Origin of the sequence: Rhizobium sp. BK312, from assembly GCF_014193605.1 — a bacterium.
Lineage (GTDB): Bacteria > Pseudomonadota > Alphaproteobacteria > Rhizobiales > Rhizobiaceae > Rhizobium.
In genome coordinates this window covers 497,310-513,942 of record NZ_JACHZP010000002.1, presented here as the reverse complement: position 1 = coordinate 513,942, position 16,633 = coordinate 497,310, and the positions used below count along the sequence as shown (strand labels likewise).

At 58.3% G+C, this 16,633-nt stretch carries 12 protein-coding genes and 1 pseudogene; 8 read left to right on the top strand and 5 right to left on the bottom strand.

Going from position 1 to position 16,633, the window contains the following annotated elements; translation table 11 throughout:
- Position 1: 1 nt before the first annotated feature.
- Positions 2 to 3,220 (bottom strand): alpha-1,4-glucan--maltose-1-phosphate maltosyltransferase, encoded by a 3,219-nt coding sequence (locus tag FHT85_RS07025; RefSeq protein WP_112410431.1) that lies wholly within the window; start codon positions 3,218 to 3,220, stop codon positions 2 to 4.
- 92 nt (positions 3,221 to 3,312) lie between these two features.
- On the opposite strand from FHT85_RS07025, the pseudogene FHT85_RS07020 reads away from it, so the two are divergent.
- Positions 3,313 to 3,842, top strand: a pseudogene (locus FHT85_RS07020) (IS6 family transposase); the annotation flags it as partial.
- A gap of 240 nt (positions 3,843 to 4,082) precedes the next feature.
- Here the strand turns inward: FHT85_RS07020 and FHT85_RS07015 are convergent.
- Entirely contained in the window at positions 4,083 to 5,666 is a 1,584-nt protein-coding gene (locus FHT85_RS07015) for a DHA2 family efflux MFS transporter permease subunit (protein WP_112410430.1), read from the bottom strand.
- Between the two features lie 23 nt (positions 5,667 to 5,689).
- Positions 5,690 to 6,859: an HlyD family secretion protein gene (locus tag FHT85_RS07010; protein WP_409527324.1), complete on the bottom strand. Its 1,170-nt coding sequence runs from the start codon at positions 6,857 to 6,859 to the stop codon at positions 5,690 to 5,692.
- Between the two features lie 340 nt (positions 6,860 to 7,199).
- Here FHT85_RS07010 and FHT85_RS07005 point away from each other — a divergent pair, with 340 nt between their 5' ends.
- A complete protein-coding gene (locus tag FHT85_RS07005) occupies positions 7,200 to 7,844 on the top strand; it encodes a TetR/AcrR family transcriptional regulator (protein WP_112335731.1) in 645 nt (214 codons plus the stop codon).
- A gap of 565 nt (positions 7,845 to 8,409) precedes the next feature.
- On the top strand, positions 8,410 to 9,348 hold the full coding sequence (locus FHT85_RS07000; RefSeq protein ID WP_112336105.1) for a nucleotidyltransferase and HEPN domain-containing protein: 939 nt from the start codon (positions 8,410 to 8,412) through the stop codon (positions 9,346 to 9,348).
- Positions 9,349 to 10,249: 901 nt separating this feature from the next.
- Here the strand turns inward: FHT85_RS07000 and FHT85_RS06990 are convergent.
- Positions 10,250 to 10,978, bottom strand: a complete 729-nt coding sequence (locus FHT85_RS06990; protein WP_112410427.1) for a GntR family transcriptional regulator — start codon at positions 10,976 to 10,978, stop codon at positions 10,250 to 10,252.
- Between the two features lie 183 nt (positions 10,979 to 11,161).
- On the opposite strand from FHT85_RS06990, the gene FHT85_RS06985 reads away from it, so the two are divergent.
- From FHT85_RS06985 to FHT85_RS06965, 5 genes are all read left to right on the top strand, one after another.
- Positions 11,162 to 12,148, top strand: coding sequence for an ABC transporter substrate-binding protein (locus FHT85_RS06985; RefSeq protein WP_112410426.1), 987 nt, complete (start codon positions 11,162 to 11,164; stop codon positions 12,146 to 12,148).
- An 89-nt stretch (positions 12,149 to 12,237) separates the two neighbouring features.
- Positions 12,238 to 13,017, top strand: a complete 780-nt coding sequence (locus tag FHT85_RS06980) for an ABC transporter ATP-binding protein (RefSeq protein WP_112401024.1) — start codon at positions 12,238 to 12,240, stop codon at positions 13,015 to 13,017.
- A 7-nt stretch (positions 13,018 to 13,024) separates the two neighbouring features.
- Entirely contained in the window at positions 13,025 to 13,948 is a 924-nt protein-coding gene (locus FHT85_RS06975) for an ABC transporter permease (protein ID WP_112335736.1), read from the top strand.
- 19 nt (positions 13,949 to 13,967) lie between these two features.
- A complete protein-coding gene (gene kynU, locus FHT85_RS06970) occupies positions 13,968 to 15,215 on the top strand; it encodes a kynureninase (RefSeq protein ID WP_112410425.1) in 1,248 nt (415 codons plus the stop codon).
- 37 nt (positions 15,216 to 15,252) lie between these two features.
- A complete protein-coding gene (locus FHT85_RS06965) occupies positions 15,253 to 16,083 on the top strand; it encodes an alpha/beta hydrolase (protein WP_112410424.1) in 831 nt (276 codons plus the stop codon).
- A gap of 79 nt (positions 16,084 to 16,162) precedes the next feature.
- Here FHT85_RS06965 and FHT85_RS06960 read toward each other — a convergent pair whose 3' ends face one another.
- Positions 16,163 to 16,594 (bottom strand): VOC family protein, encoded by a 432-nt coding sequence (locus FHT85_RS06960; protein ID WP_112410423.1) that lies wholly within the window; start codon positions 16,592 to 16,594, stop codon positions 16,163 to 16,165.
- Positions 16,595 to 16,633 lie beyond the last annotated feature (39 nt).

The window sequence follows — 16,633 nt, the reverse complement described above, 5'->3', positions numbered from 1 at the left end:
CTCAGACCTCCCCTGCCCTGACGCGCCAGATGGCAAAAGGCAAATAAGCCGGATCGAGGCGGATCATCTGCCACTTCCCCGCACGAGTGAATCTTTGGCCACTGACGAGATCCTCGAAAGCCAGTGTTCCTTCGTCTGCCAGGCCGAACCGCCAGAGCGGAAATTCGATATTGCTTTCCTCTGTCGCGTGGGGATTGAGCGTCACGGCGACAAACAGAACATTGTGGCGTCCGACGCTTGCCTTCTCGAAAAACATGACGTTGGGGTTCGATGAGGGCAGAAAGGTCAGGCCAAGATGTGAATGCAGGGCTGAATTATTCTTGCGAATGCGGTTGAGCATCGAGATTTCCGCCTTGATGTTGCCCGGTCGATCGTAGTCCCAGGCGCGGATCTCGTATTTTTCACTATCGGCATATTCCTTGCGCTTAGCATCCGGCCGTCCCTCGCAAAGTTCGAAGCCGTTATAAACGCCCCAAAGGCCGGACAGCGTGGCAGCCAGTGCGGCCCGGATCAAATAGGCAGAGCGCGGCGCGTTCTGCAGGAAGTCCGGATTGATATCATGGGTGTTGACGAAGAAATGCGGACGAAAGAATTCGGTGACCTCACCTTGAGTAAGCTCGGTCAGATATTCCTCCAGCTCCGCCCTTGTGTTGCGCCATGTAAAGTAGGTGTAGGACTGGGAAAAGCCGACCTTTGCCAGCCGGTACATCACCTTCGGCCTTGTGAAGGCTTCCGAAAGAAACACGACCTTCGGATGACGCGCGCGGATATCGCCGATCAGCCACTCCCAGAAGGGAAAAGGCTTGGTATGGGGATTGTCGACCCGGAAGATTTCTACGCCTTCCTCGATCCACATTTCGACGATGTCGCGCAGTTCGGCCCAAAGTGCGGGGACTGCCTCCGGTGCGTAGAAATCGACATTGACGATATCTTCGTACTTCTTCGGTGGATTTTCTGCATAGCGGATCGTGCCGTCCGGGCGCCAATCGAACCAGCCCGGATGTTCCTTTAGCCACGGGTGGTCGGGAGAGGCTTGTATCGCCAGGTCGAGCGCAATCTCCAATCCGAACCGCTTTGCTTCCGAAATCAGATGCTCGAAGTCATCGAATTGTCCAAGGAGGGGGTGGATTGCCTCATGGCCACCGGCTTCCGAACCAATCGCGTAGGGACTGCCCGGATCAGTTGGAGCGGCGATGAGAGAATTGTTGCGGCCCTTGCGGTTGGTGTGGCCGATCGGGTGGATCGGCGGGAAGTAGAGCGCGTCGAAGCCCATATCCCGGATGGCCGGCAAGCGGGCGATGACATCCTCGAAAGTGCCGTGGCGATTGGGGTCACCACTCTGTGAACGGGGAAAGATCTGGTACCAGCTCGCAAAGGCCGCCTCACGGCGTTCGGCTTCCACACCATAGGTCCGCGAGTGCGAGACAAAGGGACGGCGGTCGGCGAGCGCCATGAGTTCGTTTGTGCGTGTGGCAAGCAGCAATTCAAGCTTGCCCGGCCCGTCGCGCCTTTCGAGCTCGGCAAGCAGCGTCGCAAACTCCGCCCTGTCCTCATCCCTCATCGGTATGCCGCCATCAGCCGCGGCATCGCGGATCAACTCTTCGCCTTCGATCAATTCCAGCCGCAGATCGAGCCGCGCCTCGCTCTTCTTGAGAAGCTCGTAGCGGAAGATGGCGAAGGGATTTTTCCAGGCTTCGACCATGAAATCGAAGCGTCCCACGCGATCGAGAAGGAAGGCGCCCCGCCAACGATCGTTTTCGGAAAGGACCATTTTGGTTTGACGCCAATCCTGCGCATCGCGGGTGCGGTAAAGGAGAGCGGCCGACAGTAGATCATGGCCGTCGGCAAAGATGTCCGCCTCGACGACCACGGTATCGCCGACGATGCGCTTGACTGCAAAACGTCCGTCGTCGACCTGCGGCGTGACATGCTCGATGGCGATGCGCGGAGAGGCCGTCGCCTCCGTGAGAGACAGCTGCCCTTCATCAGCCGTGACGAGAGGACGGGCCTCGGTTGTGACAACACGCACCTCGCCCGGAGCGATCCTGCGGCTGTTAGGCACCACCTCGATAGGCATGAAAGGCGAAGCCAAGCGATGCATGATGTCGTCAGGCAGTTCCGCGGCACGACGCAGATCTCTGTTGACAGCGAGAAGCCGCGCCTGCGTTGCACCCCGTAATGCGGGCCGATCAGCCTGGGCGATCACTGTCACTTGGCTCGTTGTTTCACACTGAAGAAGCATCCATTGAGTGGGCGCGCGTGAAGCAGAATTCAGGTCGCGTATATCGGCAGAGATATCGTAGGCTCCCTCCGCTTTGAGGACACGCAGACCCTGTCCATGACCATATGTCGGATCGAGCGGCAGGGTGGCGCCAAATTCGAAACCCATTGGCACCAGCAATCCGTGGCCGAGTTCGGCCGCAAGATGGAGGGCGCGGCGTGATTTTCGCTCGCGGATTTCCCTACTTTCGGTACCATGTGCCAAGCGCCTTCCAAACGGCACCTCCGGAAAGGCGATCTGTGGTCCGAAAGGAAGCTGCAGGCGATATTCCTCAAGGAACCAGCTTTCGCGCAGATCCCACCAGCCAGCCGAGGAAAAGGCGCCATCGAAGCCGCAGTCCTGTAATGCGGAGCGCAGAGCGAAATCGGTTCCTGGCGTGTACGCAAAAAACCTGGTTCCCGGTCGTGCCGTTTTCGCGCTGGTCATCAAGCGTCGCCAGCTATCGGCAGGCACGCCGGCAAGCCCAAGGACCCGATAACCGGCGATCCCACAGGACGCAAACTCCGTCAGCCGCGCTTCCCACTCGTCGATTACCGCGGCCGGCGATAGTGCCGCAGGCTTAGTTGAAGAGAGTGGCGACCTCCGTGGGTCAAGCGGGGTAAAGTCGGCTGTAGTCCCCGCATCATGCGCGGTAACCACAAGGTCCAGCATGAGTTCGATCCCCGATGCTCGCGCCTCCTGCGCCAGCATGGAAAGAGCCTCTTTTGCATCTCCTTCTAGCTCGAGCGCCGTATCCAGATGCTCGTAATTGTCCGTAGAAAAAAGACCAGCGTCTGCCTTTTTGCGAAAGGGCGGAGCCGAGAGCACGATGTCGAAACCCAGCGCACTCGCGTGATCAAATACCTCGCTCCATCGATCTCTCCCCCCCAGCAGCAATGGATTCACATAGTAGATCCGCGGATGGTTGAATGCGGCGTCTGACTGAACGGCGAGTGGCATCAGATAATTCTCCACGCGTCACGCGGCAGTGAATTATTGTTTCGATAATCACGAAGCCTAACCTGCAGGCAGCTTGGTTGTTCCAATGCGAGCTGGAGCGCTTTAACCGTCGTAAGCGGTGCGTTACCGGCAAGTGGCATATGGACGAGACATACATCAAGGTCCGCGGCGAATGGATGTAGTTCTACCGCGCCATCGACAGCGCGGCGACACGGTCGAGTTTCTCTTCAGCGAAAGCCGTGACCTGCCAGCGGCCAAGCGCTTCCTTCGCAGGGCGTTGGATCGTCATGGCCGGCCGGATTGCATCGTCATCGACGGCAGCCTGACCAATCACCAAGCGGTCATTTCCAGCGATGCCGAAGACCGCCGGCGCGACCGATCGCGGCGTTCACTGAACCCGATCCGCGTCCGCAGGAGCAAATATTTCAACAACCGGATCGAGCAGGACCATCGACGCATCAAGCGCCGCATTCGGTCCGTGCTCGGCTTCAAATCGACGGCAAGCGCTGAAGTCATTCTCTCCGGTATCGAGATGGTCCGTATGATGCGCAAACGGCAGGCGAGGTTCGCCGACAATCCAGGCCCGTCAATCGCCGAGCAATTCGAACTTATTGCCGCCTGAGCCCCAGTGCATAGCTCCACATCCGTGACCTCGATATCGTTTTGCGATAGAACCCGCCGACCTGCTTGCGTTCCTTCGCGGCTGATGGCGTGCGAAAGGCCGGGGCTGGTCATAGCCACGCCCCGGCCTTTGCGTGGGGTCGTACACTCCGCGTCTCGCCACATGGCTATCCAGGGTGCCTGTTTAACTTGGAGTTTGCGACAGAGCCGATACGCGGGGCAGCACGATGGACGCGCGCGATCAATGGCCACCCGCGCCTCCGCCTGCTTGCGGCTTGCGCGTAAAGAGCAGCGCGAGCGCAGCAAGGGAAAGAACGATGCCGATGACGGCGAAGGTATCGCCGAAGCCGAGAATGAGAGCCTGCCGCCGGACAATTTGGCCAAGTGCAACGACCGCTTTATGGGTCGCAACAGTGGGATCGGCAACACCATGCTGAATAAAGTAGCCGGTCAGCGTCGTAATGCGATCACGAACTTCATCGCGAGCAAGAGTGACCGACTGCCCGATGATGTTTGAGTGAAACTGCTCGCGTTTGGTCAGGATCGTGCCAAGAGAGGCCGTTCCGACGGCGCCCCCCAGGTTTCGCAGCATGTTGGTGAGGCCGGAGGCGGCAGCCGCGTCGGCAGCCGCGATACCGGCTGTCGTAATGGCGGTGATCGGTGTCAAGACGAGAGCCTGGCCGATGGCGCGCACGATATTGGGTACCCAGAATTGGTCGCCGGCATTGTCGGCCGAAAGCATGACATTCATGAAGCAACTGATGGCGAAGATCGAGATACCGAGAAAGCCGATATAGCGGGCATCGAAGCGCTTCATCAGGACTGGCACCAGCGGGATAAGCAAGAGTTGCGGTAAACCGGTCCAGGCAAGCACATTGCCGATCTGCTCGGCGTTGTAGCGCTGCACTTGTCCAAGATATTGCGGGAGGATGTAGACAGTGCCGAAGAGTGCGACGCCGACCAGGACGTTGACGAGCACACCGATGCCAAAATTGCGCTGCGTCAGCAACCGCAGCTTCACGAGCGGCTTCTTCACCCTGAGCTCGATAAAGATGAATGCGGCCAGGAAAACAAAGGCGACAATGCTGAGCTTGACGATGAAGGGGGAGGAGAACCAGTCATCCTTGTTGCCTTCCTCCAGCACGGTCTGCAGAGCCGACAGGCCAACCGCCATCGTCACGATGCCGGCCCAGTCTCCTTCCTTCAGGAGGCTGAGTTGCATTGGTTGCTTTTCGAGCGTCAGGGCGAGAGCAATCGCCATGATTATGCTTGGGATGGTGTTGATGAAGAAGATGGTTTGCCAGCCGTAATTTTCGGTCAGATAGCCACCAATCGTCGGTCCGATCGCCGGGGCAAAGGTGACCGAAAGAGCAAAGATGGCAAGACCCAGCGGCTGCTGGTTTTTTGGCAGCTTGGTCAGAACCATGGTGAAGGCCATCGGGATCAGGACGCCACCTGCAAAACCCTGCAGGCCGCGAAGCAGGATCATCGTTCCGAGATCATGCGCGAAGGCGCAGGCCATGGAAAAGAGGGGAAAGAGAACGGAGTTGACGAGAATATAGCGGCGGAAGGAAAAGACGTTGCTGAAGTAGGCCGTCAAAGGAATGACGACGATCTCGCCAATGAGATAGGATGTCGAAATCCAGGCGCCGTTGTCGACGCCTGTGCCTATGCCACCCTCAATGTCGAGAAGGGAGGCATTGGTGATCTGAATATTCAGGATCGCCATGAAGGCGCCGATCATTCCGGCGAGAACGGCAATCCATTCCTTGGTGCTGGCGCGCGGTTGCTGGGCGTGGCCGGCTGTTGTCGTGATGGCGGACATGACACGATCTCCTGCATTCGCACCTAGTGACTGATGGCATCGGCCTTGGTGTCGATGCTGGGCTGGACGGACATTCCCGGACGCAGGTCAGCTGTGTCGGCGGCCCTTCCGTCGAGGACGATCTTGACGGGGATACGTTGAACGATCTTCGTGAAATTGCCAGTGGCGTTGTCGGGCGGCAGGAGCGCGAATTCCTGACCGCTTGCCGGAGCTATACTGTCGACGTGGCCGCGATATGTGCGGCCGGGAAACATATCGACATCGATGTCGACCGGTTGACCGGCATGGACATCGGTGAGCTGCGTTTCCTTATAGTTGGCGATGATGTAGGCCGCCGTCGTCGGAACGACCGACATCAGCTGGGTGCCGGCCTGGACATATTGTCCAACGCGCAACGTCCTGTTGCCGACGGTTCCGTCTACGGGCGCGACAATAGTCGCATAAGAGAGGTTGAGCTCCGCCTGATGCGCGACCGCCTGATCATGCGCCAACGTCGCCTTGGCCTGAGTGAGTTCGGCGTTCAAGAGGTCGACCTGCTTTATCGCCGCATCGAGCGCGGCGGTGTCTCGAACAATTGTCGCCTGGGCTGCAGCAATCGCCGAAGCGGTCTGTTGAGCTGTTTGGACTGGCGCGTAGCCATTGGTGGCCAGATTGGTGTAGCGCTTGTTGTTCTGCTCGGCGAAGGTTTCGTTGGCTTTATCGACATCGAGCGTTGCTCGGGCGGCAGCGATTGTGGACTGCTGAATGCCGATCGACGCCTGCTTGGCATTGACCGTCGCCTCCGCAGCGGCGACATCTGCCGTCGCCTGATCGAGCGCCGTACGGAAATCCCGATCATCGATACGGGCGAGTGGTTGGCCAGCCTTGACCACTTCATTGTCGCTGACGAGAACCTCGGACAGATAGCCGGAAACCTTCGGTGCGACGGTCGTGCTGTCCGCCTTGACATAGGCGTCATCGGTCGAAACCTCGAAGCGGCCCTCCGTCCAATAATTGTGCCCATAATAGGCAACGGCTGTTATCGCCCCCAGCGCGACTGCGGCGAACAAGGCATTCTTGATGCGGGAGCGTCGGATATCGGCTCTAACCGAGGGCGCTGGGATGGCGGCTTCCGCGATAGGTTGCTGTTTCGCTTCGGCCGTGTCGGCGACGCCGTCAGGGGTCCCAAGTTTGCGGTCGATCTTGCTGGTGATGCCAACTACATTCTCGTCCATTTCAGTAGCTCCGGTTCAGTCCGGCGACACAGGTCGGACAATTAGGAAAAGTTTCGTTTTCCAAAATATGCTTGTTTGGAGTCTTGTCAATATATTTTGGAAAATATCAGATTTTCTAATTGATCGAATTCCGGAAGTCCTTAGTTGCCACGGGCTGAGGTTGATGTCCCGAGTAACCGAACCGCTGAAAAGATGCCGATATTTGGGGTATCCAAACCGGGGCGAGACGGCGCTCTAGAACACGAGCACTTTGGGAATTAAGGAAACTTGATATTTTCCTTAATGCCTGTATCGTGGAGAAAATGAAGGCAAAAATCTTATGCAAAAAGAAAGTGAAAAGCGCTGTCGCGGTAGGCCACAGATCAGATCAGATGAAGAGACCAGGGAGCTTATCCTCGATGTCGCGGATGATCAGTTCAAGAAGGCGGGCTACGCTGCTGCAAGCATCAGTATGATCGCCCAGACCGCCGGTGTCTCCACAAAGACGCTCTATCGCCTGTTCCCAGCGAAGGCCGATCTTTTTTCGAGCGTCATATCCAAGAAGATCAAAAATTACATCCTGGCGTTGGATACGGAAGGCGCTGCCGAGACACCACTGCAGGAAAGTCTCGAAAAGCTCTTAATATCCTATGGCAGGCTTACCCTCTCTGAAGAGACGATCGCGATGACACGGCTGGTTCTGAGTGAATCGGATCGCTTTCCGGAGATCGCAGCTATCTTTTATGAGCAGGCGATCCGCAAGACGAGCAAAGCGATCGAAAATTGGCTGAAGAAGCGAATGAGCTCGGGTCAGATAGAGCTGGACGATCCGGGTGCCGCAACCGGTATGCTCCGGGGAATGATGGCAATGGAGCCTCAGCGCGCCGTGATGCTCGGCCAGTTGGCCAATATTCCCGATGCAGAAATTATCTCACGGGCACAAACCTGCACGAAGCTCTTCCTTCAGGGTTGCAAAAGACAGTAGCTTTGCATTTGCTCTGTGAAAATCGATGGTTTCGGTTTTAAGCATCATCTACGCAAATTCGGAGACGACGCATCGGAATGCTCATGCGGCGAATCCCCGAATGCCGTTCCAAGGCAACTCCATTGCGGTGATGACCAACAAAGCATAGCAAGCGCGGCAAATCTGACGCTGGTCAAGTGCGCCATTGAGCACGTTCGACTGCGGAACAACCATGAATCAGAGAGGTGCTGCTGCTATCCAAGCCTAGCTCCAGAAGGTCGGGATTCCGCGACCAGAAAAGAACCTCTTGATTCATACTACAGTCCCCGTAGCTCACCGCCAAATCAACGATCCGAGATTTTGATGCATCAAAAATAGAGGTAAAATCGCCGAATTTCATAAATTCCCAATGGATTTCACACGAAATTGGCTAATTTTCGCATTTTCGTCATGAAAGACTAGTATGCTTCTCCAATTTTGATGCAACATTTTTGTTGCTTTTCCTGTGCGCTTGGCGCAACCTATGGATATGAAACGCAAGCTCCGCTATGCCTGTCCTATGTCCGTGAAAGAGCCGCCATTGTTCATGAAGTCCAGCATCGACCATCTTCCGCCGCTCAAACAGCGCGAGCTCGCGCGGGTCGTCGAGGTGCTGCATGAGGAGTTTGAAGACGCGCTTAAGGGTGGCTCAGCCGATTTCAAGAAGCGCGGCCGCATTTTGAAAATCATTCTGTTCGGATCCTATGCCCGTGGTAGCTGGGTCGATGAGCCGCATACGAAGAAGGGCTACCGCTCGGACTTCGATCTGCTGATTGTCGTCAATAACCGCAAACTCACCGATTTCTCAGCCTATTGGCAGAAGGCGGCGGACCGGCTCATGCATCTCGATGAAATCAAAACACCGGTCAATTTCATTGTGCATTCGCTTCGTGAGGTAAACACTCTGCTTAAGCAAGGCCGGTATTTTTTCGTCGACCTCCGCCGAGACGGCATTGTGCTATATGAACTTGATAACACACCGTTGGCCAATCCCAATCTCCTTCACCCCGCGGACGCATATAAATTCGCAATAGAGTATTTCGAAGACCGGCTTCCTCACGCGCGAGTGTTTGCCAAAACCGCTGCATTTTGCATCAGTGAGGCTAATTTCAAGGAAGCTGCGTTCCTGTTGCATCAATCAATTGAACAGGCTTATGCAGCATTGCTACTCGTGCTAACCAATTACAGCCCAGCTTCCCACAACCTCAAGCATTTGCGTGGTCTCGCTGAAAGTCAGGCGCAGCAGTTGGCTGACGCTTGGCCCCGCGATCAGCAGCGCTTTGTCGCTTGGTTCAACATTCTCAACGAAGCATATGTGAAGGCGCGCTATTCAAAGCACTATGAGATAAGCCGAGAGGCGCTCGCATGGCTCTTGAACCGCACCACGGATTTAATCGATCGGGTGGAAGCAGTCTGTCAGGGTCGTCTTGAAGCGCTGAGGATGGAAGTAGAACAAAGTGAACGCCGCTCAAGTGGACGAGCGTAGGCGCAGAGTTAGAATTTTGTCGGATTTCTTGGACAATCCGGCTTTCGGTGTGACACGCTTGTCACAAGCAAAATGCCAGGGACGATAGATAGGCCGACGATACCGGCCTCCGCGGCTCCATTGTGAGCTCCCAACGTCCGGCTTCAAAATCAGCTCCCTGCGCCGGACGCAGGAGGTGTTTGCTTGTCCCGAAATTCAACGACACGTGCACGTGTGGCACGCAACCGCTTCAACGGCAAATCCGATGGCGCTTGCGATTATCATCAAATAGTCCATGACATGATCGCGCTTTATGGCGACTGTGCGCCAACGGCCGTCGCATGGTGCGCATTCGAGGCGTGGTGCGAATGCGAAGAAGAAGAATATCAATTTTGGTTGGGCATTTTTCACCGCCTGCGCAACTAGTTAGAAAGAGCTTGGCCCTCATTGATTGAGATGGAAAAAGCGGTCACCGTGTTTGGGTCCGAGGATATATGATACGCGGAACGATGCCGGCGAGCGTCGCGGGGAGTTGGCGGAGACAGGCCGCAGGGGCTCCGACCAAGCTGGCAAGTTGGCCGAAACTCCAGTGCACCGACATGATCGCCCGCCGCCGTCGGCCCGATATTTGATGATGAATGTCTTGACGCCGGTGGGAGCGATGCGAAGACCGAAGCCGGAAAGCTCGCTATCGCAAACGTGGTAGGGTTCATGACCGGGTCGAGCCGCATCAACGATACGCTTGGTCAAAAGCACGGTGCTGCGCTTGCCCATTTAGCGCCCTCCAAGACTTTGAACAGGACACCACAGGGATACCATCGTGGCCGAAAACCGCAGGATATTGGTAGCGCCCAATCGCAGAACGTGTCAAGCTAACCAATTGATATAGTAGTGCTATTTAGTGGAATTTGATATAATGGAGTTACCCGTCTTTATCCTCCGAGCGGATATAAACCTGCAGCGTATAGCCGATATGCTCGGTCATCAGAGCGCGTGCACGCTCGATATCGCGGTCGAGGGCGGCGTCCATCAGGGCCGTATGATGCTCGATCGCCATGGCATCCTGCAGGGCGGCGGCAGCTTCTTCGTAGCCGATGGAGAGGCCGGCGGCCCCGCGCTGCGTCGGTGCCAGACCGAGAAAACGATGGTGGCGGCGAAGCTGATCCGCGATAGTGGACCGGAAGCGCTGAAGCCAGTTCGATGTCGCAGCACTGACAAGTGCTGCATGAAAGGCATTGTGCTTCTCGTCCCATTCGTCCGCCATTTCGTCGGAGGGGGACCCGAGCACGATCTTGCAGCGTGACAGACGGTAATGCGCCGTCACAACAGCCGATTCCCAATCCGGCCCGCCCTTCTCGATCGATTCCATGAAAAGCGGCAGCTCCACGATCATACGTGCCCGCGTCAAATCCTCCAGTTCGGCGCGCGATACGGGGGCGACCGCGAAGCCGCGGTTGCTGACCGCGGTAACCAGCTTTTCAGCTTCCAGCCGCGACAGCGCCTCGCGCAGCGGCGTCCAGCCGACGCCGTAGGTGTCCCGAAGCATGCTCAACCTTAACGATGCACCCGGCCTTAACCTGGTATTGAGGATGTCGCGCCGCAACAGCCAGTAAGCCGCCTCCGTCTTGCTTAGGGCATCCGTGTCTTGCATGATCCTTGTCCCAGTCCCCTCAGGCTCGGATTATATATAAAATCATCTGCTGCCAAAATTATATATAAAACCTCTCTATCGTGAATATCATATATCGTAAATTGACAGTCTTGCGGCAGTCGCTATGATCCCTCGTCAAGAGAGCCGATGGAACACGGCTCCTTGTCTATCCGGGAGGAAAATATGCTGAGATCTACATCTAAATGGCTCTCCGGCCTCGTCGTTGCCGGCGCGTTCGTTGCCAGTGTTGCGACGGCATCGGCCGAACCGATCAAGATCGCAATCGCCAATTTCGGCGAACATCCGCAGCTCAATGCTTCGATCGCCGGCTTCAAGAAGGCACTCGCCGACAACGGCTTCGTCGAAGGCAAGGATGTCGTCTACTCCGAGAGCAATACGAGCTTCGACGCCTCGCTCGTTCCGCAAATGATCGCCAAGCTGCAGTCCGAACATCCGAAGCTGATATACACGGTCACGACGCCGGTGTCGCAGATCGCCAAGAAGGCGCTCGCCGGCTCCGGCATTCCGATCGTCTTTACTGCGGTCACCGATCCCGTCGCCGCCAAGCTCGTGCCGTCCTGGGACGCAGGCGACGTCGGCATCACCGGCTCAAGCGATCTGCAGGACATCTCCGCGATCCTGACCTTTACCAAGAAGCTGCTTCCGAATGCCAAGCGTATCGGCATTCCCTACAATCCGGGCGAAGCCAACGACGTGGCGCTGCTCGACAAGGTCAAGGCGGCCGCTCCGGCAGCCGGCTTCGAAGTGGTTCCCGTCGGCGTCGACAATGTCAATGACATCCAGCAGCGCATCGCATCGCTCGCGGGCAAGGCGGATGTCATCTACACGCCCGCTTCCAACCTGTTGCAGCCAGCAATCCCCGCCGTTGCCGCGGCCGCCCACCAGGCACAGATCCCCATCGTCAACTCCGACGACGCGGCTGTTCGCAACGGCGTCGTTCCGGCAAGCTTTGCCGTCAACTACGAGCAGGTTGGCGAAAACGCCGGCAAGATCGCGGCGCAAATCTTGAAGGGTGCCGATCCGAAGACGATCAAGCCCTCCGTTCCTGCCTATAAAGACCACGCGCCGCTGATCAACAAGACTGTGTTGAAAGCCTTCGGTGCCGAGGTTCCGGCTTCGCTTGCCGATTGCAATTGCTTCACGAAGTAATAGGCGGCATCCTCTACTGCATAATTCCTTTCCATGGCGGCGTCAGGGATGCCGCCATTTCATAACCCTATACCGCAGGGGAGGCACGGATGCTGGATGTCAAATCCGCGCGCAAGGTTTTCTATAAAGGCCAGCCCGACGAGAAGGTCGCGCTCAATGGCCTGACGCTCTCCCTCAAGACAGGCGAATTCGGCGTCGTGATCGGCTCGAACGGCGCCGGCAAGAGCAGCATGCTGAATGCGATTTCCGGCGCTCTCAGCCTCGATTCCGGTCAGATTCTCATCAACGGCAACGACGTCACCGGCATGCCGGTCCACAAGCGCGCCGCGCGGCTTGCGCGCGTGTTCCAGGACCCGATGAAGGGCACCGCCGCCAGCATGACGGTCGGCGAAAACATGCTTCTCGCGGAACTGCGCGGCAAGAGCAGAGGATTTCGTCCCGGCCTGAATGCCGCCCGCCTCGCCGCCTACAAGGAGCGCCTGGCCGTGCTTGGTCTCGGCCTCGAAAACCGGCTGGATACCAAGGTCGAGCTGCTTTCGGGCGGCCAGCGCCAATCGCTATCCCTCATCATGGCAGTCGGCGGTTCGCCCGACGTGCTTTTGCTGGATGAACATACGGCAGCACTCGATCCGCGCACCGCCGATATCGTCATGCAGGCAACGGTGCGCACGGTCGAGGCGCTCAAGCTGACGACATTGATGGTGACGCACAACATGCAGCACGCCGTCGATTTCGGCGACAGCATCATCATGCTCGATGCCGGCCGCGTCCATCTCGAAATTACCGGGGATGGCAAGCGGCGCATCACCGTACCCGAGCTGATCGGCCACTTTGCCGTCAAGACCGACCGCATGCTGCTGGTGAGCTGAGATCATGATGGACTTTATTCAGACAACCGTTTCGAGCTTCGTCTCGCTCATCCCGGTCACGCTGGCCCAGAGCTTCATCCTGAGCTTCGTCGTCCTCGGCATCATGATCCCCTTCCGGATGCTGAGCTTTCCGGATCTGACCAGTGAAGGCGCGTTTCCGCTCGGCGGCTGCGTCTGCGGCATTCTGCTTGCCGCCGGCGTCGCACCGCCGCTGGCGATCGCCGTCGCCTTCGTCGTCGGCCTTGCCGCCGGCTGCTGCACGGCCTTCATTCACCTGCGCTTCCGCATTCATACGCTGCTCGCCGGCATCCTGATGTCGACGATGCTTTATAGCGTCAATCTCGGCATCATGGGCAAATCGAACCTCTCCGTCTTCGGCTCGCCGACTGTGTTCGACTGGGTACCCTTCACGACGCCGGGCTTTCCCGCGAGCAAGATCGTCATCGCCGGCCTGCTGGCCGTCATCGTGTTGATCGCCCTCAATCTCTATTTCAAGACGGAAAAGGGCACAGCCATGCGCGCCGTCGGCTCCAATCCCGACATGGCCGAGGCGCAGGGCATCAATGTCTGGGCGGCCACCATCGGTGGCGTCGGCATCGCCAGCGCCTTTTCAGCCGCAAGCGGTGCACTGATGGTGCAGTCTCAGGGCTTTGCCGATGTCAACATGGGTATCGGCATCCTCATCAACGGTCTTGCCGCGCTCATGATCGGCGAAGCCTTTACCGGCAAGCAGACCGTGTTGCGTCAGCTACTGGCGCCATTCGTCGGCTCCATCATCTACTATCAGCTCGTGTCGCTGTGCCTTGCCGCCGGCATGCCGCCGCCGAACCTGAAGCTCGCAACCGGCCTGTTCGTGTTGATCATGCTGGCGCTGCCGAGTATCCGCCGCAGCCGCGGCGGAGCCGCCACCCGAGAAACCATTCGCGAATAGATTACGAGGCAACGACATCATGGATAGCCTTCCCGATCTCGCCGCCGTCGAGGCTATGGACGAGGCCGACCCGCTGCGCGCCTTCCGCAGCCGCTTTGCCCTGCCCGCCGGCGTCATCTATCTCGACGGCAATTCGCTCGGTGCAGCCTCGCACGAGGTCTTTGCCGAAGTGCGCCAGGCCGCCATGGAAGAATGGGGCAACGGCTTGATCCGTAGCTGGAACAGCGCCGGATGGTTTCATCTGCCGCTGGAGCTCGGCGACCGCGTCGGCCGGCTGATCGGCGCCGCCGAAGGCCAGACCGTGGTCACCGACTCCACATCGATCAACATCTACAAGACGCTTCATGCGGCGCTCGCCATGCGACCGGGCCGCAACGTTATCGTGGCAGAGGGCGACAGTTTCCCGACCGATATCTACATGGCCGAAGGCGTCCTTTCGACGCGCCCCGGCATCACGCTCCGCCTTGAAGGCCGTGATGCCGGCACCATCGAGGAGCTGATCGACGACAGCGTCGCCGTCGTCCTCGTCAATCACGTCAACTACAAGAGCGGCGAGCTGCGCGACATGGCGGCGATGACGAAGCGCATCCAGGCGGCGGGTGCGCTCGTCATCTGGGATCTGTGCCATAGCGCCGGCGCCCTGCCTGTCGATCTCGACGGTGCGGATGCCGATTTTGCCGTCGGCTGCACCTACAAATATCTGAATGGCGGCCCCGGAGCGCCGGCCTTCATCTATGCGGCAAAGCGCCATCACGCATCGATCGTTCAGCCGCTCAGCGGTTGGTGGAGCCACGCCCGCCCCTTTGCCTTCGAACAGAGCTTCGATGGCGATGCTGGTATCAAGCGTTTCCTCTGCGGCACCCAGCCAATCCTGTCGCTTCGAGCTCTGAAAGGGGCGCTCTCCATTTGGGACGAGGTGGACATGGAAGCCTTGCGCCGGAAGAGCATAGCGCTGACCGATCTCTTCATCCGCTTGGTCGAAACCAAATGCGGCCAATATGGTGTCGAGCTCGAGACGACGCGGGACAGCGAAAAGCGCGGCAGCCAGGTCTCCTTCATCCATAGCAACGCCTATGAAGTCATGCAGGCGCTGATCGAGCGCGGCGTTATCGGCGACTTCCGCGCCCCGTCGACATTGCGCTTCGGCTTCACGCCGCTCTACGTCTCATATCGCGACGTATGGCGTGCTGTGACGGTGCTCGAGGAAATCCTGAGCAGCGGATCATGGAAGGACGCACGCTTTGCGGTGCGCGCGGCCGTGACCTGATCTACAGGCGCCGTTAGCTGGAGAGAGGAAGCTGAACATGAGCTATTTCCGGGTCACCGATTGGGACGCCGCCTATACCAACGGCGCTTATATCGTCGACGGCGATCAATGGCCGGCCGCCTGGGTCGAGCCGGCTAAGTCTTTCCGCGACAGGCTAACAACCGCGGGACGCGCAAAACTCGATCTGGCCTATGGTCCTGCGGAGCGCAATCGCTTCGATCTCTTTCTGCCCGAAGGCCAACCGCAGGGATTGGTGGTCTTTGTCCATGGCGGTTACTGGCTGCAACTGGACAAAAGCTACTGGTCGCACCTGGCGGCCGGCTCGATTGCCAGAGGATACGCGGTCGCGATCCCGTCCTACACGCTTTGCCCGGAAAATCGCATCGCCGGGATCGGCAAGGAGATTTCAGCCGCGATCACGAAAGCAGCCGAACTCGTCGGTGGCCCTATCGTTTTGACTGGCCACTCGGCCGGCGGTCAGCTCGTTGCGCGCATGATGACGACGACATCGCCACTCAACGAGGCGATCCGGGAGCGCATTCGGCATGTGCTTGCCATTTCCGGCCTTCACGACCTGCGGCCGATCATGAGGCGCAGCATGAACGAGCAGCTTCGTATCGATGATGCCGAGGCAAAGGCCGAAAGCCCGGCGCTTCTGGAGCCGGTCGAAACCGTCCGCCTCACCTGCTGGGTTGGAGGTGCCGAACGCGCCGAATTCGTCCGCCAGAATGCGCTGCTTGCCAATATCTGGACAGGACTTGGCGCTGCCACTGAGGTGGTGGTGGAGCCCGACAAGCATCACTATTCAATTCTGGATGGCCTGATGGAGGCCGAACGTCCGCTGACGCAGGCATTGCTAGCCGAATAACGTCTTCGCAGCCGGACAAAAGAGGTGCCTCGGCGCTATCCGCACCGAGGGCATTCCGTCAACCGCGATTGAGATAGTGTCAGTTATTGACAGGCGCATTCATTGCCCAGGCGACGCCGAACGGGTCGCGGAGCTGGCCCCAACGATCGCCCCAGAACATCACCTGCGGCTCGACGACCACTTCGGCGCCGGCATCGACGGCACGCTTCCACCAGAAATCGAGGTCATCGACGACGAGCTGCATGGTGAAGGACTGCGGCTTTTCCAGCGCATGGCCATATTCCGGAAAAGCGTCGCCGAGCATGACCGAACTGCCGTTGATATAGAGATGGATGTGCATGGTCCGGCCCTTTTCATCGACCGGATACATGAAGGCCTGTTCGGCACCGAAAGCGCGCTTGTAGAATTCGGCGGCCTTCACAGCGCCGTCGACGGTCAGATAGGCTACGACGCCGCCGCGAACCGGCACGCGTGGCTGCTGGGACTGCGTCTGATCTGCTGCATCGGTCATGTTCGTCTCCTTGGGAACGGTTCTAGGTGTCGTGCCCTT

Coding starts and splice junctions, on each gene's coding strand:
- FHT85_RS07005 (WP_112335731.1), top strand. CDS start 7,200: ATGCAAAAAGAAAGTGAAAAGCGCTGTCGCGGTAGGCCACAGATCAGA.
- kynU (WP_112410425.1), top strand. CDS start 13,968: ATGGATAGCCTTCCCGATCTCGCCGCCGTCGAGGCTATGGACGAGGCC.
- FHT85_RS07000 (WP_112336105.1), top strand. CDS start 8,410: ATGAAGTCCAGCATCGACCATCTTCCGCCGCTCAAACAGCGCGAGCTC.
- FHT85_RS06975 (WP_112335736.1), top strand. CDS start 13,025: ATGGACTTTATTCAGACAACCGTTTCGAGCTTCGTCTCGCTCATCCCG.
- FHT85_RS06990 (WP_112410427.1), bottom strand. CDS start 10,978: ATGCAAGACACGGATGCCCTAAGCAAGACGGAGGCGGCTTACTGGCTG.
- FHT85_RS06985 (WP_112410426.1), top strand. CDS start 11,162: ATGCTGAGATCTACATCTAAATGGCTCTCCGGCCTCGTCGTTGCCGGC.
- FHT85_RS06960 (WP_112410423.1), bottom strand. CDS start 16,594: ATGACCGATGCAGCAGATCAGACGCAGTCCCAGCAGCCACGCGTGCCG.
- FHT85_RS07025 (WP_112410431.1), bottom strand. CDS start 3,220: ATGCCACTCGCCGTTCAGTCAGACGCCGCATTCAACCATCCGCGGATC.
- FHT85_RS06965 (WP_112410424.1), top strand. CDS start 15,253: ATGAGCTATTTCCGGGTCACCGATTGGGACGCCGCCTATACCAACGGC.
- FHT85_RS06980 (WP_112401024.1), top strand. CDS start 12,238: ATGCTGGATGTCAAATCCGCGCGCAAGGTTTTCTATAAAGGCCAGCCC.
- FHT85_RS07015 (WP_112410430.1), bottom strand. CDS start 5,666: ATGTCCGCCATCACGACAACAGCCGGCCACGCCCAGCAACCGCGCGCC.